The sequence below is a fragment of the Shimazuella sp. NTD247 genome, from assembly GCF_059510415.1.
In genome coordinates, this window is record NZ_JCAJZU010000011.1 from 1 (window position 1) to 19,887 (window position 19,887).

The 19,887-nt window shown below is 37.8% G+C and carries 20 protein-coding genes and 1 riboswitch; of the genes, 9 read left to right on the forward strand and 11 right to left on the reverse strand.

The features are described from left to right. The coding region (locus AC5WOC_RS20360; RefSeq protein WP_496057258.1) for a helix-turn-helix domain-containing protein at positions 1-268 on the reverse strand (268 nt) is incomplete at its 3' end. 221 nt (positions 269-489) lie between these two features. On the opposite strand from AC5WOC_RS20360, the gene AC5WOC_RS20365 reads away from it, so the two are divergent. The 4 genes from AC5WOC_RS20365 (at position 490) to AC5WOC_RS20380 (ending at position 5,193) form a co-directional block, all read left to right on the forward strand. Next, positions 490-930 carry a GTP pyrophosphokinase gene (locus AC5WOC_RS20365; protein WP_496057259.1) on the forward strand — a complete coding sequence of 147 codons (441 nt, stop codon included), beginning with the start codon at positions 490-492 and terminating at the stop codon, positions 928-930. Between the two features lie 54 nt (positions 931-984). Beyond that, on the forward strand, positions 985-2,757 hold the full coding sequence (uvrC, locus tag AC5WOC_RS20370) for an excinuclease ABC subunit UvrC (protein ID WP_496057260.1): 1,773 nt from the start codon (positions 985-987) through the stop codon (positions 2,755-2,757). A gap of 301 nt (positions 2,758-3,058) precedes the next feature. Next, positions 3,059-3,676 carry a TetR/AcrR family transcriptional regulator gene (locus AC5WOC_RS20375; protein ID WP_496057261.1) on the forward strand — a complete coding sequence of 206 codons (618 nt, stop codon included), beginning with the start codon at positions 3,059-3,061 and terminating at the stop codon, positions 3,674-3,676. 23 nt (positions 3,677-3,699) lie between these two features. After that, complete coding sequence (locus AC5WOC_RS20380) at positions 3,700-5,193, forward strand: phytoene desaturase family protein (RefSeq protein ID WP_496057262.1); 1,494 nt, start codon at positions 3,700-3,702, stop codon at positions 5,191-5,193. Between the two features lie 337 nt (positions 5,194-5,530). Here AC5WOC_RS20380 and AC5WOC_RS20385 read toward each other — a convergent pair whose 3' ends face one another. The 4 genes from AC5WOC_RS20385 to AC5WOC_RS20400 form a co-directional block, all read right to left on the reverse strand. Further along, positions 5,531-5,797 (reverse strand): hypothetical protein, encoded by a 267-nt coding sequence (locus AC5WOC_RS20385; protein WP_496057263.1) that lies wholly within the window; start codon positions 5,795-5,797, stop codon positions 5,531-5,533. Between the two features lie 291 nt (positions 5,798-6,088). After that, complete coding sequence (locus AC5WOC_RS20390; RefSeq protein ID WP_496057264.1) at positions 6,089-6,712, reverse strand: FMN-dependent NADH-azoreductase; 624 nt, start codon at positions 6,710-6,712, stop codon at positions 6,089-6,091. A 21-nt stretch (positions 6,713-6,733) separates the two neighbouring features. Then, positions 6,734-7,048 (reverse strand): luciferase domain-containing protein, encoded by a 315-nt coding sequence (locus tag AC5WOC_RS20395; protein ID WP_496057265.1) that lies wholly within the window; start codon positions 7,046-7,048, stop codon positions 6,734-6,736. 24 nt (positions 7,049-7,072) lie between these two features. Further along, positions 7,073-7,687 carry a superoxide dismutase gene (locus tag AC5WOC_RS20400; RefSeq protein ID WP_496057266.1) on the reverse strand — a complete coding sequence of 205 codons (615 nt, stop codon included), beginning with the start codon at positions 7,685-7,687 and terminating at the stop codon, positions 7,073-7,075. A gap of 353 nt (positions 7,688-8,040) precedes the next feature. Between AC5WOC_RS20400 and AC5WOC_RS20405 the strand changes: the two genes are divergently transcribed. Continuing rightward, positions 8,041-8,223: a hypothetical protein gene (locus tag AC5WOC_RS20405; protein ID WP_496057267.1), complete on the forward strand. Its 183-nt coding sequence runs from the start codon at positions 8,041-8,043 to the stop codon at positions 8,221-8,223. A 150-nt stretch (positions 8,224-8,373) separates the two neighbouring features. On the opposite strand, the gene AC5WOC_RS20410 is transcribed toward AC5WOC_RS20405, so the two are convergent. Further along, complete coding sequence (locus AC5WOC_RS20410; RefSeq protein WP_496057268.1) at positions 8,374-9,309, reverse strand: NAD-dependent epimerase/dehydratase family protein; 936 nt, start codon at positions 9,307-9,309, stop codon at positions 8,374-8,376. Between the two features lie 197 nt (positions 9,310-9,506). On the opposite strand from AC5WOC_RS20410, the gene AC5WOC_RS20415 reads away from it, so the two are divergent. The 3 genes from AC5WOC_RS20415 to AC5WOC_RS20425 all read left to right on the forward strand — a co-directional run bounded on the left by AC5WOC_RS20415 (position 9,507) and on the right by AC5WOC_RS20425 (position 13,450). Beyond that, positions 9,507-10,322 (forward strand): helix-turn-helix transcriptional regulator, encoded by an 816-nt coding sequence (locus tag AC5WOC_RS20415; RefSeq protein WP_496057269.1) that lies wholly within the window; start codon positions 9,507-9,509, stop codon positions 10,320-10,322. 356 nt (positions 10,323-10,678) lie between these two features. Next, the gene (locus AC5WOC_RS20420; RefSeq protein ID WP_496057270.1) at positions 10,679-11,317 is read left to right on the forward strand and encodes a helix-turn-helix transcriptional regulator; all 639 of its coding nucleotides are present in this window, start codon (positions 10,679-10,681) and stop codon (positions 11,315-11,317) included. A 363-nt stretch (positions 11,318-11,680) separates the two neighbouring features. Beyond that, positions 11,681-11,864, forward strand: a riboswitch (Lysine riboswitch). A gap of 350 nt (positions 11,865-12,214) precedes the next feature. Then, positions 12,215-13,450, forward strand: a complete 1,236-nt coding sequence (locus AC5WOC_RS20425; RefSeq protein ID WP_496057271.1) for an aspartate kinase — start codon at positions 12,215-12,217, stop codon at positions 13,448-13,450. Here AC5WOC_RS20425 and AC5WOC_RS20430 read toward each other — a convergent pair. Beyond that, positions 13,437-14,282 (reverse strand): lipase family protein, encoded by an 846-nt coding sequence (locus AC5WOC_RS20430; RefSeq protein ID WP_496057272.1) that lies wholly within the window; start codon positions 14,280-14,282, stop codon positions 13,437-13,439. The genes AC5WOC_RS20425 and AC5WOC_RS20430 overlap by 14 nt on opposite strands. 172 nt (positions 14,283-14,454) lie before the next feature. Here AC5WOC_RS20430 and AC5WOC_RS20435 point away from each other — a divergent pair, with 172 nt between their 5' ends. Continuing rightward, positions 14,455-15,294: an MBL fold metallo-hydrolase gene (locus AC5WOC_RS20435; protein WP_496057273.1), complete on the forward strand. Its 840-nt coding sequence runs from the start codon at positions 14,455-14,457 to the stop codon at positions 15,292-15,294. Positions 15,295-15,454: 160 nt separating this feature from the next. Here the strand turns inward: AC5WOC_RS20435 and AC5WOC_RS20440 are convergent, their stop codons facing one another. The 4 genes from AC5WOC_RS20440 to AC5WOC_RS20455 form a co-directional block, all read right to left on the reverse strand. Beyond that, on the reverse strand, positions 15,455-16,666 hold the full coding sequence (locus AC5WOC_RS20440; RefSeq protein ID WP_496057274.1) for a cytochrome P450: 1,212 nt from the start codon (positions 16,664-16,666) through the stop codon (positions 15,455-15,457). 204 nt (positions 16,667-16,870) lie between these two features. Beyond that, entirely contained in the window at positions 16,871-17,296 is a 426-nt protein-coding gene (locus AC5WOC_RS20445) for a class I SAM-dependent methyltransferase (RefSeq protein WP_496057275.1), read from the reverse strand. Positions 17,297-17,425: 129 nt separating this feature from the next. Next, the gene (locus AC5WOC_RS20450; RefSeq protein WP_496057276.1) at positions 17,426-18,541 is read right to left on the reverse strand and encodes a hypothetical protein; all 1,116 of its coding nucleotides are present in this window, start codon (positions 18,539-18,541) and stop codon (positions 17,426-17,428) included. Between the two features lie 128 nt (positions 18,542-18,669). Then, positions 18,670-19,767: a collagen-like domain-containing protein gene (locus tag AC5WOC_RS20455; RefSeq protein ID WP_496057277.1), complete on the reverse strand. Its 1,098-nt coding sequence runs from the start codon at positions 19,765-19,767 to the stop codon at positions 18,670-18,672. Between the last annotated feature and the right edge of the window lie 120 nt (positions 19,768-19,887).

A 19,887-nucleotide genomic window follows, 5' to 3' on the forward strand; every position in this document is an offset into this window, starting at 1 on the left:
AAAAGCGCTGGAAGGCATCCGCAAGATGTTTGAGGGTGTTTTGAAGGGAGGTAGAATCGACTTCTTTCAGCCATGTTAATTCTCGCTTTTTCTCCGTTAGGACACGGGAACAAGTGGAATACGTCAGCCCTTTTCCACTTGTTTGATACACTTTGTTCCATTCGCCTAGAAAATGATTGAATACAAAACGGCTACAGCCGATGGATTTATGGATCATGATCGCCTGTGTTTTGGTAGGTCGAAGACGGTAAGAAAAAGCTTTATGCATAGAATCACCCCCTTGTTGGAATTTTGAGAATATTATAGATCGTATGTTCGTTTCTTGTCAAGCTTATCTGAAAAATAGTCAAACTTACGAAAGAACAAAAAAGTATCTTCTTCTGATGCTCGCTTTCATCCCACGATTTAAACCGTGGGTTTTTTCACTCGCAATGTTATAAAGTTAACGTCTGTACATTTTTTATTTTCATTACAGGGAAGGAAGATACAATGACATTACTAGAGAAAGCTATTCTTATTTCGCTTCAAGCACATCAAGGACAAGTAGATAAAGGAGGACATCCCTATATTTTGCATCCTTTGGCAGTGATGAATCGAGTAGAGTCGATCGATGCAAAGATTGTAGCTGTGCTTCATGATGTTTTGGAAGATACGGATGTTACGGCACGTCAATTACAAGAAGAAGGATTTCCTCAAGAAGTGGTAGCGGCAGTGTGTGCGGTCACAAGAAAAGAAGAAGAAACATACGAAGCATTTTTGGCACGGATTGCAAAAAATATGCTGGCTACCGAAGTGAAACTCGCAGATTTGCAAGAAAATATGAATCTATCACGGATCCCAAATCCCTCCCCAAAAGACGAAAAGAGAATAATAAAGTATGAACAGGCGTACTTTTTCTTGACAGAAGTACAACAAACTGCAAAGAACTAGAGGTATTTGCATGTATATCGTACAATAGAAAGGAGAACAAGCGAGGGAGAAATCATGCTAAAAGAAAAACTAAGCTTATTGCCAAGTCAACCAGGTTGTTATTTGATGAAAAACAACCAAGGGGAAATCATATATGTAGGAAAAGCAAAAAATTTGCGAAATCGAGTGCGCTCTTATTTTTCCGGTTCACATGATGCGAAGACTACTCGGCTTGTAATGGATATTGTTGATTTTGAATATATCGTGACTTCCAGTGATCTAGAGGCTCTGATCTTGGAATCAAATTTAATTAAGAAACACCATCCGCACTATAACATCATGTTAAAAGACGATAAGTCTTATCCATATATTCAATTAACCAAAGAACACCATCCGAGGTTGTTAGTAACGCGAAAATTAATAAAAGATGGCTCAAAGTATTTTGGACCGTATCCAAATGCTGGTGCAGCTCAGCAGACGAAAAAGCTATTGGATCGTCTTTTTCCACTTCGAAAATGCAGTAATTTACCAAAACGAGTGTGTCTATATTATCATTTAGGGCAATGTTTGGCTCCATGTGAATATGAAGTGTCTTCGGAACAATACGAGGAATTGACCCAAAAAATCACCCGGTTTCTTGGCGGAAACCATCCTGAACTAAAAAGAGACCTGACGGAACAAATGCAGGCGGCTTCAGAAGTAATGGAATTTGAAAAAGCAAAAGAATTACGAGATTTGATTAAAGATATTGATACATTAATGGAAAAACAGCATGTTTCACTTGCTGATCAAGTTGATCGTGATGTTTTTGGTTATTACGTAGAAAAAGGATATTTGTGTGTCCAAGTTTTCTTTGTTAGACAAGGAAAGTTGTTAGAAAGGAATGTTTCTATTTCACCTCATTTTCAAGAACCCGAGGAAGATTTTTTGAGTTTCGTGGGACAGTTTTATTATGATGCACCAGCACTCCCAAAAGAAATCCTTCTTCCGCAAGGAATTGATGAGGAACTCGTATCAGGACTTATTCCAGATGGTAAGATCGTCATTCCTAGGCGTGGAACAAAACGAAAATTAGTCGAAATGGCGACCGAAAATGCGCAAGTGGCTCTTACAGAAAGATTGCGTTTAATGGAACGGGATGAGAGTAAAACGACATTGTCTCTTACACAGCTCGCAGACGCAATCGGCAGTGATTTACCTAAACGGATCGAAGCATTTGACAACTCAAATATTCAAGGTACTGATCCAGTATCTGCAATGGTAGTTTTTGTTGATGGAAAACCAGCGAAAAAAGAATATCGTAAATACAAAATCCGTACAGTTACTGGTGCAGATGATTATGAGACAATGCGAGAAGTGGTTCGAAGACGCTATACACGTGTATTAAAAGAAAACCTTCCTCTGCCTGATCTTATTTTAATTGACGGGGGAAAAGGACAATTAGCTGCTGCTTTAGATGTATTGGAGAATGAACTTGGACTGGCGATCCCAGTCGGTGGAATGGCAAAGAATGAAAAACACCAGACAGCTACCCTAATCATGGGTGAACCACCAACGGAGACGCCGTTAAAAAGAGGAACAGATGGTTTTTACTTGATTCAGCGTATTCAAGATGAGGTTCATCGTTTTGCATTATCTTTTCATCGGCAGACAAGGAGTAAAAGTTTTCTTCAATCCACGCTGGATGGGATTCCAGGTATAGGAGAAAAAAGGAAACAACAGCTATACCGATACTTTGGGTCCATGGAAAAAATAAAGAATGCAGACACAGAGGAATTTAAAAAAGCTGGAATTCCCTCGAAGTTAGCCGAAACCATACAAATGCATTTAAATGGAGAACAACAATAATTCGTTCCCCCATTATTTTGGGGGAATGGAGTTTTTTATGTTAAAAACTGCTGTTTTTCTCACTGAGTATTTTAAGTTCGATTGAAAATTATTAAAAAGAAATACTAACAATATGAAAATTTTTCTTTTGTAAAGATAATTTTATATTTTATGTCTGAATTTCTTTGTTATTATGAACAAAGGTTTTTTGTGAAGTATTGAAATATTAGTAGATTGCTACCAATTCCACTATCATCTATAATTAATAGTATTAAGATTTTTATTCGAAAAGGAGGGATTCTTAATTATTCCTCATTCACGTATGAAACGGCCGCCAGGTAGACCAAAACGAAAAACAAATAGTGAACTAGAAGATACAGATAAACTTATCTTGACACATGCAGACCGCTTGTTTATGAAGAGCGGCTATGCTGCTGTATCGATAAGTTCAATTACAAATGAAGTTGGTATTACCAAACCAACCCTGTATCATTATTTTCCTGACAAAGAGCATTTGTATGCAGCAGTGATATGCAATCGGTTGGGACGAGTTGGTAAAGAAATTGTAGCAAGTATCGAAGGCGATATGAGTATCCGTGAAAAACTTTTTACACTTGCATATGGTTTTTTTAAATATGCAACGATGTGCTTGTCTACACTTATGCGAGATGTAAACGAGCATTTATCGGAAGTCCTGACTCAGAAAGTCCATCGAGCTTATGATAAATACATTGTTGAACCTCATCGGGTTTTATTGCGAAGAGCAATGAAGCAAGGAGAAATACAAAATCAAATCCAGCAAGTGGAGATACTCACTCATGTATGGTTAGGATTATTGGATTCATTAAGTCGGCAGGCCTTTGAAAACAAGCAGAAAGAAACGGTTATTACTCAGCTTAGTTTGACAGTAGTTTCTGTATTTTTGGATGGTGTTGCATAACATCTTAGGTTGGGGGGAGTTAGATGGCGAGAGGCGTGGTTATTGGAGGTGGAATTTCTGGTTTAGTTTCTGCTTCCATTTTGGCATCGCGTGGACATGATATCGTCTTATTGGAAAAACAATCAACACTTGGTGGGAAAATCCAAGAAGTAAAATTAGATAATTTTCAATTTGATTTTGAACCATCTATGATTACGATGCCGTGGATATTTGAAAGGGTATTTCGAGAAGCAGGCAGGACAATTGACCCAAAGCTTCGATTCATTCCACTTGCTGTAAACAGCCGTAATTTTTTTGAAAGTGGTACGATGATCGATCTTACATCAGATCCGGATTATATGATCGACCAGTTGCGTATGTTGTCCTCGGAAAACAGACAAGGGTTTATTGATTATTTAAATGAATCAGCGAGACTTTACCAAATAGCTGATGAAAACTTTTTCGATAACCCCGCAACGCATTGGTCTGAATTGCTATCATTTCAATGGATGAAAACTTTTCTGTCTGTTTATCCTTTTTTGACAATGGATGCATTTCACAAACGGTTTTTTGACGATCCTAGGTTACTGGCGATGATGAATCGTTATTCTACGTATGTTGGCTCTTCGCCTTATCGTGCACCTGCGGCACTAGGATTTTTTGCTTATTTGGAATTGGTACAAGGAGTTTATTATGTAGAAGGAGGTAACTATCGATTAATCGAAGCATTGGAACGGCTTGCAACTGATCTGAATGTCCATATTTTCCATAATACTCCAGCAGATCAAATTATAGTAAAATCTGATAATTTATTTGAGGTAAGAACGGAAAAATACTTGTGGGATGCTGATTTTGTTATTTCTAGTGTTGATATTGCTACTTTTCGTGGTTTGATGGAGAGAGAGAAGAAACCTTCGAAAGAGAACAGTCAGCAGAGCTCTTCTGGTTTTCTGTGTTTACTAGGAGTGGATAGAAAATACAAGCATTTGCATCATCATAATTATTTTTACCCAATGGATTATAGCAGAGAATATGTAGATATATTTGAACAGGGAGAATGGTCATTATCTCCTACACTTCATGTCTCTTATTCTGGGTTTTCAGAGTCAACACGCGCTACGAATGGCAGTAACTTGGTTATTCATGTGAATGTACCTTCTTACAATACAGATAACCGCCTTCATCAGCAGGATTACTATGATAATTACAAAGATTTTATTGTTCATTGGCTGGAAACTAAATTGGGCTTGGTAGATTTAAAGAAATCAATTGTTACCGAAAAGTGTTATGGACCAAAAGAGCTAGAAGAACTAATCGGCACCAAACATACTACCATTGACCGGGTAAATATCAGCAATTTTTTTCAGCCAAATATTAAAGACAAACGAGTAAATGGTCTTTATTATACCGACAGCAGTACACATATTGGCGGGAGTATTGCAATGTCTGTTATCAATGCAATCAATACCGTTCATCTTGTAGAAGAAGACTTAGCGAAACAAGACAAAGTATGGTCAACTACAGGTTTAGAGTATTAATTTCATAGGGGTTCGGCAATAATTACAGAGTTGTGCAGGCTGAAAGCCCAAAGTTTCAAGCGTGGGATAAGAGGCTTCGTTGTTCGGTATCGTCCTGTTTTTAGGACGATACCGAACAACTATTTTTATAACTTTGTGTCGCAGTAGTTGTGGGTAACGGATACGAAGAAATGCATGGGTCAGAAATAGAAGAACGAAAACTACTGTATCACTGATTCATTATCTTTTTGTTTTCTTAAAATAACAGTAGTTTAAACAAAGGCGGGTTGTATGATAGAAAATAAAGATGTAGCGGTCATGTCAGTCACCTCGAGTGGTGTTGACATGACCAGTGAAACTAGTCAGGCCAGATGAACTCACCAATATTAGTAATGACACCAGTGTAAGTATTGAGGTGGTCTGTCCACGCTCGGAAGCAGGTCTCTGCCTGTTTTTTTGAGAAACAGTTCAGAACTTCTGGAATTCCCTTCAAAAATGCCTCGATCTCCTGCTGCGATTTGCAAATGGAGATCCATTCAGGTAGATTGTGAAAATGGATCTCCACCGTCCATTCCTTGAGGTTGTGTGGTGAGATCCAGATCTCCTTGAAGCCCTTACTCTTCATCTGTTGTCCTTCCATGTTGGTTATGGACAGATAAATAATATCATATTTCTTCAGAAGAGGCATTGGAGCAATTGGAGGAATATTAAAAAATATAGCAGAACGAATAATATCGAAGTTGTACGTCTGTGGTTATGTTTAGGAAATTTAAATGGAATTAAGATGAAGAAGTGTTGTCTGATCTAAATCCCTCTCATACCTTTCAGGTAAATCGTTGGAAAGTATCAACTGAACTTGCTGTAGTTGAACAAAAGCAGCCCTGTTTAACTTTGCAGGGCTGCTTTTGGCTGTTACTTAAAAAGTTACAGCAGCTTGTTTTGTCAGTTCGATTCCTTTTTCGATAATTTCTAGTTTGCGCTCAGGATATTGGTTATGTCCTTCTATTATAACTGTAGTTATATCTGTAACTCCAAACAATTCTAAGTTCCGCAATACTAAGTTAACTGCCATTTCAGCAGTACTGCGATCTCCAGAATAATCGCCGCCTCTTGCGTTGAGAAGGGCAACTTTTTTATCAGAAGCTAAACCAATTGCACCTTGAGGGGTAAAACGGAACGTTTTTCCTGCACGATTCAAATAGTCAATATAGGTGTGCAGCACTGCTGGGAAAGTTTGATTCCACAATGGAAAAGCTAAGACAACTTTGTCAGCATCTAAAAATTGGTCTAAATATTTGTTTGAGATATCTAATGCTTCTTGCTCTTCGGGTGTTAGTTCATGACCTTGGCCTGCTTTAAACTGTCCTGTTAGCATCACATGATCCAAATAGGGCAGATGCTCTTGAAACAGGTCTAATTCTGTAATTTCATCATTGGGATGATTTTCCCGGTAGCTCTGTAAAAATGCATCATACATTTTCACGCTGACTGCTTGATCACTAGGTCTGTTGTTTGCTTTTATAAATAATACTTTGGACATTATTGTATTCCTCCATCAGGGTTATTGATTTGTTTTTTTGTTCCATCTCTCATACTGCATTGAAAATAACTTTAGTAAATCCGGAATATCATTTTCACTTTTGATATAATAACTGACCCATCCCGAATCAGGATAAATATGGTGTGGTTTAACAAGGTTAGAAGCGACTAGTTCATCTCTGATTTTTTTAGGAAAAGGTAAATCAGCAAGTGTCTCTCCATGGATATGTCCTAATTCTTTGGATTGATATCGAAATTCGACTCCACCAAAACGATGTTCATGAACAGTAACCCCATCAAGCGAAAGTAACTCGCGTTTGATTGTTTCAACAATCATTTTCTGACCTCTCCTTCAACAAGATCAAGCCTGTAGAGATTTGAATTTCTCGTTCACAACATCCCAGTTAATCACTTGGAAAAATGCAGCTACATAGTCTGGTCTTTTGTTTTGATAACGAAGATAATATGCATGTTCCCACACGTCTAATCCTAAAATAACTTGTTTTCCATCCATCAAAGGATTGTCTTGGTTAGGAGTATGTACTATTTCCAGCTGATTTCCATCTGCCACTAACCATACCCATCCAGAACCAAATCGACCAAGTGCTGCTTTTGTAAATTCAGATTGGAAAGCTTCATAACTAGTAAAGCTATCGGTAATCGCTTTTGCAGCTTCTGCAACTGGTTTATTTGCTCCGCCGGGCGTAATCACTTCCCAAAAGAGACTGTGGTTGTAGTGTCCACCGCCATTGTTTCGTACCGCTGTTTGAATATCTGCTGGTAATGCAGCTATGTTTTTCAAGAGATCTTCCAAGGAGTGATTTTCTAATTCAGAATGGTTAGCAAGCGCTTCATTTAATTTATCAACATAGGTTTGATGATGTCGCCCATGATGTATTTGCATCGTTTCTTTATCAATATGTGGTTCCAGTGCATCTGGAGAAAATGGCAATTCAGGCAAAGTAAAGGTAGTCATATCAATCGCTCCTTATAATTTATACTTTTTAAACTATAAAGTATAAAAAATTGTTATATCGTTATTTAACATCAAATGATTTTAAAATGCAATAGCTTTTTGAACTTCTGTTATGCGATGATAAAAGAAAAGCCTTAGGAGTGATGGGTTTTAAATGTTTACGAAATAAACCATTCGATCCTACTTATATATAGCACTTATTTTCTTATTATCACCATTCTCTCCACTTGGATTTATTTAGTGAGTTAAAGAAGATAATATTTCAAGGAAGCAACAGGGAAAAACAGGACTGCGATGTTTTTTTGATCTGTTTCAAAATTGCCCTTAATTTTTTTAGGAAGGTGGTGTTGGATATGAATAAAAGGATATTGTTAGCAGGATGTGTTTCGTTTCTTTTGATCGCAGGTGGATGTTCATTTACAAAAGATTACCCATGTAGTTGTGTACCACCAAAACCTCCAAAGCAAGAACAACAGAGTAATGCAAAGGAATGGAAGAAAGTGGTATGGAACAATGAGGAGAAAGTGCATATTTAAAGGGATGTATTCGTTATGGATACATCCCTTTTTTGGAAGGATAATCTTTTACATGCTGTTTGTTTACTTTTGTGGCAAGATGCTGTTTTAGTTACAATAGATGATCGTACTTGGCTACAGGCGAGATATCAGTCACCCATTCCGAGTGGTTCAAAACGGGTTACCTGCTTCTAACCAATCAATATATTCAGCAATCCCTCTTTCGATTGTGTAACGAGGTTCCCAGTTAATATCTGCTTTGATTCTGGAAATGTCTAGTGATGGATAGGATGGAAGGCTTCGATTTGGTTGAAGTTCAATTTTACAGTTTGGTTTTACTTTTTTTATTGCCTCAACAAAATCTCTATTTGTGTTATTTTCTCCACTACCAACGTTATAAATGGAATAATGAAGCGTAGAAGCTGTTTGTAATTTTGCTAAAGCTTCGGCAGTATCCGTTACATAAGAAAAATCAATACTATCTTCGGCAAATGGAAGTGATCCATTTGGAGTGAACTCGGTTATTGGTTTTCCTTTTACTGCAGCATGTACAGCTTGAGCTGGAAAAAAATACAAACCTCTAGTAAGAGGGCCATATGCTGAAATACGTACACTTACGATATCTTGCCCAGTTTGATTCTTGTAGTAGTCTCCTATAACCTCAAATATCTTTTTATATGCAGTCATTGGATATGGTGAATCAATGGGTAGCGGAGTATCTTCTTTCCAGAGCCCATCTACATTTGCATAGATTGCTATGGAGCTGGCAAGTAAAATTCGCTTTACATTTTGTCTTCTACCAACGTCCAGTACGTTCAACAGACCTACTACATTCTGTTGTACTCCTGTTTCAATAGGTCCGTGCATGGGTGGTGAAGCGAGGTGTATGATGCCTGTGAGGTTGTGTTTTTGTGTTATTTTTGTTAGATTTGCACAATTTAGTATATCTACCGTTTCTACAAAAAGCCTTTTGTTTAGATAGTTCTGAAGAAAGGAAGGCATTCGATCTTCGCGATAACGTGTAAGTAATACAACTTCACCGATATCAAGAAGAGCCTTTGCTGCATGTAAACCAATAAACCCCATACCACCTGTGATAAGTATCATTTAGGAACCCTCCATTATTTAAGAAAATATCAATAGGTATTCTTTAGTATGACAGGTTCCATTTGATAGAACCTGCCTGTAATTATGGTACGATTAATAGTAATAGGATAGAGTGAGATTCTCTTGCAATAAGGAAGGAGGATTTTCGTTATCAATCAGAGCAAAATCTAAATTTTACTCTGATCTAACGTAAAACAATGAGACATTCAGGACACTTTACTCTCGGACAGTTTTTACGCTCTCGTCGTGAGCGTCTGTCTCCTGAAAATGCTGGAATATCTTCCATTGGTCGAAGACGAACACCAGGATTGCGACGTGAAGAAGTAGCTTTTTTGGCGAATATTGGGATATCTTGGTATACAGCATTGGAGCAGGATAAACAAAACAACCCATCTGATCAAGTACTAGACAGCTTGGCTAAGGTTCTTCAACTATCTGACGAAGAAAAGCTTTATTTATATAGATTGGCTAGACCAACTGTCATTCAAAAAGCAAATGATTCGCCCATATCGGAAGGGCTGAGAAGAACTGTTTTCAATCTTGATCCTAATCCAGCGATGATTTTAAAGAGAAATTGGGATTTAGCTTTTTGGAATCGAGCAGCAGAAGTCGTTTTTCGCCTTCCGAAATATGAAGTGGAATTAGAATTGAGACCTAATTGGCTAAAGAGATTTTTGGTTGATGAATCTGTTCAATTAAATTCAACGAACTGGGAAGAGAAAGCACAAGTGATGATTGCGAGGTTTCGAGCTCATAGCTCTCAATATCCAAAGGATGAGTCTATTAATAAATTGATCCATGAGTTAATGGAAACAAATAGATGGTTTCGTCGTTATTGGAATCGTCAAGATATTCAAGCAGTGACGGATTGTCATAAAGAGTGGAGTATTCCTTCTATTGGGAATTTAGAGTTTGAATATGTAACTCTACAGCCGTCAGAGAGAACAGATCTTCAGTTGATTATTTATGCTGTAAGTTCTGCTACAGGTAAGTTGTTACAAAGTCACTTGTAACTGTACACTTTGCTAATTGACCTATTGACTGAACCTACAAATCAACAAAATCAATGCAAGGGGATGAAAGCTGAGTCCAAAATGCAAACAGGGATGTATTCATTATGTGAGTACGTCCTTGTTTATTTAAAAAGCGGTTCTACTTCAATAACACTATTAATTACACCAATCACCTTGTCTAGCGTTTGAATATGTAATAATGTGCAAATTTATCTTGTTTCACTTGTAAAAATAGAAGTACAGGAAAGAAATATACAGGAAATGATGGTATTGTCAGGGAGTTGTTTATATTTTATACTTTGTGGTATAAAAAGTGTATCATGACGAAATGGGCAAAGGAAGCAGGTGAATAAGAGATGTTATCGATTAGCCCAACAACACAGCATATTTTGGAGTTTTTGAAAAAACATAACCAAGCTTGTGTCAATAGTTTAGCGAATGAGTTGCAAGTGACGCACATGGCAGTTCGCAAGCATTTAAATAAATTAGAAAAAGATAATTTGATATGTTCCACTCAACATAAACAAGCAATGGGTCGACCGGTTACGCTTTATCAGTTATCGGAAGAAGGAAAAGCCCTGTTTCCTCAGAAGTATGACTCCATATCAGTAGAGATTTTAGAGGATATAGAGGCAATAGATGGGAAAGAAAAGGTAGATCAGTTATTTGAACGGCGTAAGCAGCGTTTAAAAGAGAAGTATGGGGAACGGATTAATCAAAAACCAAACTTCAAAGAAAAAGTGATGGAACTAAAAGATATCCAGATACGAAATGGTTATATGGTCGAGACAGAGATAATTAACGAAAATGAGATCGAGTTTGTCGAATACAATTGTCCTATTTTCCAAGTAGCAAATAAATACAACAAAGCGTGTGAGTGCGAGTTGGCGTTATTTAAAGAAGTTTTGGGAGCCGATTCCATCGAGCGCACAGCTTGTATGTCGGAGGGAGACCACCGTTGCCGGTATAAGATGAAGAAGGATAATACTTCATAAATCGTTTGTATTCCTAAACTTTTGGCTTTTTACTTTAATTTTTGTCTGGTTACACTTTGTACCCTTGTAACCAGACTTTTTCCTTAGTCTTTCACACCCATACCCTACTTGATTTAGATGTAAATATTTGTTCCTGGAACATGGTGCCTTCCTGGATTTTTGAATTCATTCACTTTTTTAGATTCAATTTTAGCTTTATAGTATTAAATATAAGAAGTAAACTATGATTTATTAGCTATAGAAGTTAAAATAGGCGATTGGAAATAATTTTCTATTTTTAAAAAAATATGTTTCCTTTGTGAAAAAAGGAGATTGTCATGTAATAAAATAATGTGGTAAAATATATAAAATTACATATTTACCCTGTGTAGTAGAGGTTGCAATGAAGAAGAGTATCCATTTGGAGGATAAGGACCAAAGAGAAATGGAGAAAGGCTGTCATTGCCGAAGTTGAGTTGTTTGCCCTTACAAATGCTCGACTGGGGTCGTTGTCAAATAGACACGACACTGTCACAAGTAATACTGCTTGTGGAGTACTATCTCACAGAGAGAAGTCGCTTATGACGACAGCTTGTGTTTCTCTCTGCTGTGGTCTTTTTTATTTGCTTTAAAATTGGTAGAGACAAGAATTTACACAGATCAGATGAAATTAGTGACTTACTCTGCTTGAGCAAAAATAGATATAAACGATTCTAGCGAAGATATGCACCTCAGACAATGGCACAAGTCTCGCTAAGTCGCTGTGCTCCTAGTCTCGCTTTGATTGGCTGTAGTGTCTTTTGTGTTCTTGTGGGCAGACGCGGAAAATATGCATATCGAGCGGATTCGGAAAAAAATGTTAGTAAATTCCTCAACTGGGGGAGTATTTTATCTAGTAGAAAAGGGAGAGACAACCTGTTGAATATCATCGTTATGAAGTTTGGCGGTACTTCTGTTGGGAGTACAGAAAGAATCAGAGAAGTAGCAAAAAGAGTAGTAGAAAAAGTAAACAGTGGATACAAATGTGTTGTTGTTCTTTCTGCTATGGGAAAAACGACAGATCAGCTGGTAGGTCTTGCCAAAGAATTAAACCATCAGCCTTCAGCACGGGAATTGGATATGTTATTGACCACTGGTGAGCAGATCAGTATTGCCTTACTGAGTGTTTCCCTTCATGGTCTGGGAATAGAAGCTCGCTCGTTTACTGGATGGCAAGCTGGAATTATTACAGACGAGGTACATGGAAAAGCAGTTGTAAACAATGTAAAAACAGAAAAATTAGTAAGTGCTCTTGATAAAAATGAAGTTGCAGTTGTTGCCGGATTCCAAGGAATCACAGAACAAGGGGAAATTACAACACTTGGCCGTGGCGGATCAGATACTACTGCAGTAACACTTGCGGCTGCACTTGGGGCAGAGTACTGTGAAATATATACTGATGTAACAGGAGTATACACAGCAGATCCTAGATTTGTAGAGGAGGCGCAAAAGCTAGAAGAAATTTCATATGAAGAAATGCTGGAATTAGCAAGGCTTGGTGCTGGTGTATTACATCCGCGTTCTGTGGAATGTGCTTTAGCACATCAAGTGAAATTAGTGGTGCGATCAAGTTTTGAAACAGTGGAAGGAACATGGATAAAGGAGAAGGATCAAATGGAAGAAAGCTTGCAAGTAAGAGGAATAGCCCATGATATGGATGTTGCACGAGTAAAATTGCTTGGACTACCAAACCGTCCTGATATTTTAGCACAATTGTTTACTGCATTAGCAGACGCTCATATCAATGTGGACATCATTGTGCAAAGTGAACACCAAGCTGATCAGATTAGTGTTGCATTTAGTATTTCTGAAGCAGAAGGAGAAGCAGTAAAGCAAGTATTGGAGGAAAAACAGGCAATTCTCGGGTATGAAGAAATGTTTTTTGAAGGAGGACTTGCAAAGGTTTCTGCAGTTGGAGTTGGTATGATGACACGTCCTGGAGTAGCTGCAAATATGTTTGCCTGTTTAAGTGAAGCCAATATTCCAGTAAAAATGGTATCTACTTCTGAAATCAAATTATCTTGTGTAATCGACCGTGATCGAGCAATTGAAGCCGCCAATCGACTTCATCGCTATTTTGGACTTGGAATTGGTGCAAAAGTTATTGCCAATTAAGATTCTTCACATGTATTTTTGGACAAAAACGAGAATCAGTAAGACAAATTTTTTCTGTATAGAGGGGGCAAAATTTTTCTAATGCAGAAAAATACATATTTAATTGGTGATTTTTTAATAAGGGGAACCGCTGCGGCTCGTTCCCTTTTTTGCATTGAAAAGAAATAGGACAATATCCTTTTACGTGTTTGTATCTTAAACCCTTTTTGGTAAACGGTGGTTTGATATTCGCTTGTGGTTCTAGTGGAATATAATCATGAATATTCACAATTCTAATGCTTTCATCGATTATTGCGTCATAGGTTGCGACGAATAAGGGATCTCCTGCACGCGGAGCACCAAAGGTATATACTTTTGGTTTTCGAAAAGGAGTGTTTTTGGCTATGTCCAGCGCTGCTAACGTCGCAAGTGCTCCTCCCAAACTGTATCCTGTAACAAATAGTTTACATTCTCTCCGTTTTGCAAGTTCACAACAGGTGTGTATAATCTGATCTCGAAGAAATCCATACAAGTAAGTAAAACCTTCATGTGTTTTACCTGCGTGTTTTGCATACGGATATTTTGTTTGATATAGATCCAAATCGATGGAGAGGTCAAAGACCCGAAAACCAGTGCCTTTGAACACAAGAATCAGGTTGTCTCTACTTTCTAATAAATAAGCAAAACCTTCTCGACCGTATTTTCGAGGAAGACGAAATATTTGTACCAGACGATAACCTAAGTTTCTCGGTACGACAAATTGAAGTCGATTATCCAGATGTTTTGTTTGTCCACAGCAAGCTAATAAGAAAATTGCATTTTCGAATAGTTGACGATTGTCACGACTCCCCATATTTTTTCCTCCCTCTAGAAAAATTGAATTTTCTTATTTTATGTAAGGTTGGTTCCAATGGTTAGCCTTTCTACCTAATTACTTTTCCATAAAATAAAATTTTTTTGTATATATTGGTTCGATTGGAAAAATAGTAAAAGAAGTATTATTTATTAGCAGAAGGGGTTCAACGATGATAGATGACCTAGCGTACGGTAAAGATAATAAATATATTCCCATCACCTCTGTTACTTCTCATTTAGGGGAAGAATTAGCAAAAGATTTATTTACCTATAATATCCAAGCAGTGAACATTTGCATGGTTGGTAATAAAAAAGGATGGGTGCTTGTCGATGCTGGAATGCCAAAATCAGCTGACACTATTTTATCGTTAGTAGAAGAGCGTTTTGGTAGAGAAGTTCGTCCAAATGCAATAGTCTTGACTCATGGTCATTTTGATCATGTTGGTGCGATAGTAGACTTAGTCAAAAGATGGAATGTACCAGTTTATGCTCATGAATTAGAAATTCCATTTTTAACGGGAAAACAAAGTTATCCTGAGCCTGATCCTACAGTGGAAGGTGGATTATTGGCTAAAATATCTGCTTTTTTTCCAAATGAACCAATTAACCTTGGTAAGCATGTAAAGTCATTTCCAGTTGATCATCATATCCCATATATGTCTGGATGGAAGTGGATTCATACACCTGGACACACAGCAGGTCATGTGTCTTTGTTTCGAGAAGAAGATAAGGTACTCATTGCAGGAGATGCATTTATAACCGTTCGTCAAGACCGTCTATTTGATGTTTTGACGCAAAAGACAGAAATCGTTGGACCTCCTCGATATTTCACTCCAGATTGGGATGCAGCTTTTGCATCTGTTCAAAAGCTGCAAGCATTAAACCCAAGTGTAGCGGTTACAGGTCATGGAAATCCTGTTTCTGGAACAGAATTAGAAGATGGTTTGGATTGGCTTGTAAAAAATTTCAAAAAAGCAGCAATTCCTGATTATGGGCGATATGTTCATTAATTTGTATAAATTAATGAAAAAAGAGAAATCTAAACAGCTATCTGAACCGCCGAATCCATTACAAGTACAAAGTTACCCATTATGCCAAATGAACATAGTCAAGGTTTAAGTGATATATTTCACTACGAAAGAAACCCCCTTCTTCCAAAGGGGGGGGTTCTTAAGAGAGCTTATGGAAAAGTTTTTCCGCTTTTTGTTGATTAAAAGTAAAATGAGCTTCTCGTACACCGTCGACGATTCCAGCAAATCGATCGAATGGTTTGGATTCATCAAATTGAAGATCAGGTAAATATTGTAATAGTGTTTGCAGAGCAATCCGGGTTTCTAATTTGGCTAGTTGGGAACCCATACAATAATGTGATCCTAAACCAAAAGTCACATGCTGATTTGGCCAGCGATGTATATCGAAAATTTCAGGACTGGATGCAGCGGGATTATCTCCATTAATGTGCTTGTCTCGATTTGCGGCGCTAAACCATAGACGGATCATTGTCATAGCTGGAATCTGTAGTCCGCTGTCTAGTGTAACGTCCTTAATTGCTAGGGAAGGACCAGCAGCAAATGGAGTGCCGAAACGAAGAACTTCTTCTCCCGTTTTTTTGATCCAATCTTCATCATACAAATGTGCACGTGCCTCATCTAGTAAACCATGTTCCCCAAGCAGAGAAAATGTATTGATAATATTGGTGCCAGTTGTATCTGTTCCTGCTTGAAAAAGTCCCCACATATATCCCATTAACTCTAATTTTGTTATTTTATTTTCTTTCCACGCAGTTATTAAGATATCAATGGCTTCATTCCCTAGTTTTTGACTACGAAAACGTATCACTTCTCGAAAATAATCTTCTACTTCTTGTGGTTCTTGCTGAAGTTGTTCTAAATCGGGAGTTTGAGTAAAATTTTCCAGTTGTTTTTTCATCCAAGTTTCCCGTTCAAACGGCAGTCCTACCATCGAACAGATTGTACGAAGGGAGAGCAGATATGCGTATTCTTCTGCCATGTTAAACTGTCCAGTACCTTTTTTAATAATTTTTCGAATAAAATATTTGGAGTCTTTTTCTATTTGCAGAGCCAGTTGTTTGACTGGTTTTGTGCGGAAATACGGTTCAATAATACTTCGGAGTACTTGATGACGTCCAGAGGAGCCATCTGCCTTGTGTTTCCCAGTAGCCCACATAAAATACCAACTTATATGAATACGCATATCTTTCGGTGCCCAGTAAGAAGTATCTTGCGTGAATTCCAATGATTCATCGTCTGACATCACACGTTTAATATCAGCATAGTTTCTCAAATGGGCTACACCATTTTCAATGAAAGCATCTCCAGCAGTGCGGAAACGAATATCTCTAGGAAAATCCGATGGTTTCAAAGAAGTTTCCCCTCTCCCAATGATGAATAGTATTTATTTAATATAGCAAGAATTATAACATTAATATAAAAGATATACATGAGATTTCATTTGATTCTATGTGTTGGGGATTGATGATTTGTGCGGATATTCATGTTATTGGATACAATCACAATGACGTAAAATAAAGAAAAAGGTGTTGTTTAAACACCTTTTTTACAGCATCTATGATGAGGATGTGAAACCAATTTTCCTATCACCATTACGGTGATCAAAACGAAGAGATCGATATATTTTTCCTTCATCGGGATCCCAAGGGTAAAAATGAAAAGATCTATGTTGATTAAAGAATTCCAGTAATTTTGTCTCCAATCCAACTTCTTCAAACAAAGTCGTTAGCGTTTGATAATTGAATACTGTTCTATGACTGCTTGAAGGATGATCTTTTGGTCCTGGTCCACCAATCTGTATGAGTTGCTGGTATTTCTTACTGGGGAAGTAGCCATCTGGTACAGCGCACCGAAGATAGCCATTTTTCTGCAAAAATAGATAGCAGTTTTTGGCTGCTATGACGGCTTCTTGGTAAGTTAGATGCTCCCATACATGCTCCGCCACAATAGCATGAATGGAATTCGGCTGATAGTATTTCAACCAATCTTCTGTTTTTACTATATTTAGTTCTTCTTCTTGGAAAGGAACCCAGTTGGAATTATTATGAAATAATCAGGCTCCAACTACTATTCGATTAACCTTTTTTTCCATACACAAACATCCTCTAAACTACATTACTTTATTTTGCTGAGATAAGATGAAATTGATTTGCTCTTGTACTTGTTCGGTCGTAAATATCTCTACAACTTCTAAATTTGGTTGGAGTGCCTCATGTACAGGTGTGCAAAAATGAATATCCCATGAACGACCTTGAAGGCTGTTTTCTCCTAAAAGCACTATTGGTATATGTTTAAGTTGAGGCACATGATAAAGTGTTCCTTCTCCAAATAACCAATTCGATGGTGGAATAGCAGAAGAGAGTTTACCATTGATATCTAATGCTTCATAAGTATAAAATCCAAAAAGAGCAGTATCTGTCAATGTTTCATGCACATTCTCTATTTTCGTTGTCCCTTTTGCTAAGTCAATTGCAATATCATTTTTTTGATAGTCAGCAAAAGTAACATGACTGCTGAATTGCTCAAGAAAAATGCCTTGCAGCAATGTGAAAAAATGAAAGTTATTTTGAATCATATTTGCTTTTAAACGCAGACCAGTCTTACTTTCTGGATGTAAAACGATCATTTCCATATCATCAACACTATAAATAACTTGTTTGAGGTAATACAGATTATCGATATCATCTTCTAAGTGAAAAATTTGTTTCACAAGTGTAGAATCGGCACGCAGCTTTTTTCTTGCTTCTTTTACTCGACAGACAGAGGTCATCGCTGCTAATACCATAAATGGAGAAATCAAATAACTTTTTGTTGCATCTGCATCGCAGGCAAACAAATAATTCAACGATTTAGGTGTTAGCGAATCAATCGAGATGTTTTCTTGTTTTACGATATCTAAAAATGCTTCTGCAAAAGGTAAAAGTTTTTTTAATTGAGACACAATCGTATCTACAATAATATTAGGGTCTCCGCCCATCTCTATCAGTGTCCCACTGAGCAGGCTGGAAATTCCTTTTTTATAAATATCTATTTCTTGGGACAGCGCATTGTCTAAAAAAGACAATAGGTCATTTAATGCCTCCGGATGATTAGAAGCATATTTTAATAGATTCTTAATAGGGGCTTTTTGAAATGCAGAAGCATCTACTTTTAGATCATCACCATTGGAAATAGGACTATGTATATATTGGGAAAAGTCTTGCTTTACGAAGTGGATATCAGTCATTATGCACGCTCCTGAGGTTAATAGATGAAACACTTATTGATATGAATTATGAATGTAACATACTAAAACTTTTTTTAATAGTCAAAAGTAAAAAGCCTCCTATATGGAGGCAACTGAGTTGGTACTAATTAAGAAAGGCGCGTGATGGTTAATTGTATGTTCGCCACTGGAGTGCCAGCTATTGTTGTTGGTAAAGTAGCTGCTTGTGAAAGATCTTGATAAACTACAAGTAAGAGGGATGAGTTAGGAACAGAAACATTAATGATAGAATGTCCTTTTAAAACAATATTTTCACCTGGATTTACGGTAGTTCCTACAAATGTACCATCTATATTTGCAACTCCTAATCGCAATCCGGCAGCAAAGCTAGTGCTGAGAGGGACAGATGGTAAAATAATATTCCACTCTACACTGTAGTTTCCAGTATTATTGATGACAATGTCAGATTGACCAGAAGTGTGATTAAAGGAACCGCTGATAACTCCGTTTGTGCTGAAAGGCAATGTGATCACATCAGCAGTAACTGGGAGGCTTACAGCAACTGTGTTATAAAAGTTTGCATACTCACTTATAGCTGTTCCAGTAGCTCCCGTAGCACCAGTGTTTCCCTTAACGCCAGTAGCTCCCGTAGCACCAGTGTTCCCCTTAACGCCAGTAGCTCCCGTAGCACCAGTGTTTCCCTTAACGCCAGTAGCTCCCGTAGCACCAGTGTTCCCCTTAACGCCAGTAGCTCCTGTAACGCCAGTGTTTCCTGTAACGCCAGTGTTTCCCTTAACGCCAGTGGCTCCCGTAGCACCAGTGTTTCCTGTAACGCCAGTGTTCCCCTTAACGCCAGTAGCTCCTGTAACGCCAGTGGCTCCTGTTGCTCCAGTTTCACCAGGATCGCCAACTCCTAATCCAGTTGGTCCCATTAGTCCTCTCGGACCTGTTGGTCCTAATAACCCCCTCGGTCCAATTGGTCCCATGATTCCAGCTGGTCCCTGAGGTCCTGTCGGTCCGCGACGTCCTCTCTCTCCATCGTCGCCTTCTTTACCTCGTTTACCTCTTGGCCCTTCTGGTCCAGTAGCCCCTGTAGGACCTACTATCACTCGAGGTCCACAACCGTATGGATTTTGTCTTTTCCTTCTTCTTGCCCTTCTTCTTCTCCTGAGTGCGGATAATGTATTTTTCTCTGATTTTTCCTGTTCGGATGCAGACAGTCTTTTTTTTCTCCATTTTGAAAACATTATTTAGCCCCCAACACATAGTCAAATCGTAGTTATATACCCTATACCTATGTTTTTGTCTATGTGTTGGTCTCAGCTTATGTCTATTTTTCATGATTAGAAAAAGGAATTGGTATTTAC

Bases quoted from the DNA above. Each gene is read 5' to 3' on its own strand.
- AC5WOC_RS20430 (WP_496057272.1), bottom strand. From the start codon at position 14,282: ATGGGGAGTCGTGACAATCGTCAACTATTCGAAAATGCAATTTTCTTA.
- AC5WOC_RS20375 (WP_496057261.1), top strand. From the start codon at position 3,059: ATGAAACGGCCGCCAGGTAGACCAAAACGAAAAACAAATAGTGAACTA.
- AC5WOC_RS20380 (WP_496057262.1), top strand. From the start codon at position 3,700: ATGGCGAGAGGCGTGGTTATTGGAGGTGGAATTTCTGGTTTAGTTTCT.
- AC5WOC_RS20435 (WP_496057273.1), top strand. From the start codon at position 14,455: ATGATAGATGACCTAGCGTACGGTAAAGATAATAAATATATTCCCATC.
- AC5WOC_RS20450 (WP_496057276.1), bottom strand. From the start codon at position 18,541: ATGACTGATATCCACTTCGTAAAGCAAGACTTTTCCCAATATATACAT.
- AC5WOC_RS20420 (WP_496057270.1), top strand. From the start codon at position 10,679: ATGTTATCGATTAGCCCAACAACACAGCATATTTTGGAGTTTTTGAAA.
- AC5WOC_RS20455 (WP_496057277.1), bottom strand. From the start codon at position 19,767: ATGTTTTCAAAATGGAGAAAAAAAAGACTGTCTGCATCCGAACAGGAA.
- AC5WOC_RS20410 (WP_496057268.1), bottom strand. From the start codon at position 9,309: ATGATACTTATCACAGGTGGTATGGGGTTTATTGGTTTACATGCAGCA.
- AC5WOC_RS20400 (WP_496057266.1), bottom strand. From the start codon at position 7,687: ATGACTACCTTTACTTTGCCTGAATTGCCATTTTCTCCAGATGCACTG.
- AC5WOC_RS20415 (WP_496057269.1), top strand. From the start codon at position 9,507: ATGAGACATTCAGGACACTTTACTCTCGGACAGTTTTTACGCTCTCGT.
- AC5WOC_RS20365 (WP_496057259.1), top strand. From the start codon at position 490: ATGACATTACTAGAGAAAGCTATTCTTATTTCGCTTCAAGCACATCAA.
- AC5WOC_RS20405 (WP_496057267.1), top strand. From the start codon at position 8,041: ATGAATAAAAGGATATTGTTAGCAGGATGTGTTTCGTTTCTTTTGATC.
- AC5WOC_RS20395 (WP_496057265.1), bottom strand. From the start codon at position 7,048: ATGATTGTTGAAACAATCAAACGCGAGTTACTTTCGCTTGATGGGGTT.
- AC5WOC_RS20390 (WP_496057264.1), bottom strand. From the start codon at position 6,712: ATGTCCAAAGTATTATTTATAAAAGCAAACAACAGACCTAGTGATCAA.
- AC5WOC_RS20385 (WP_496057263.1), bottom strand. From the start codon at position 5,797: ATGAAGAGTAAGGGCTTCAAGGAGATCTGGATCTCACCACACAACCTC.
- uvrC (WP_496057260.1), top strand. From the start codon at position 985: ATGCTAAAAGAAAAACTAAGCTTATTGCCAAGTCAACCAGGTTGTTAT.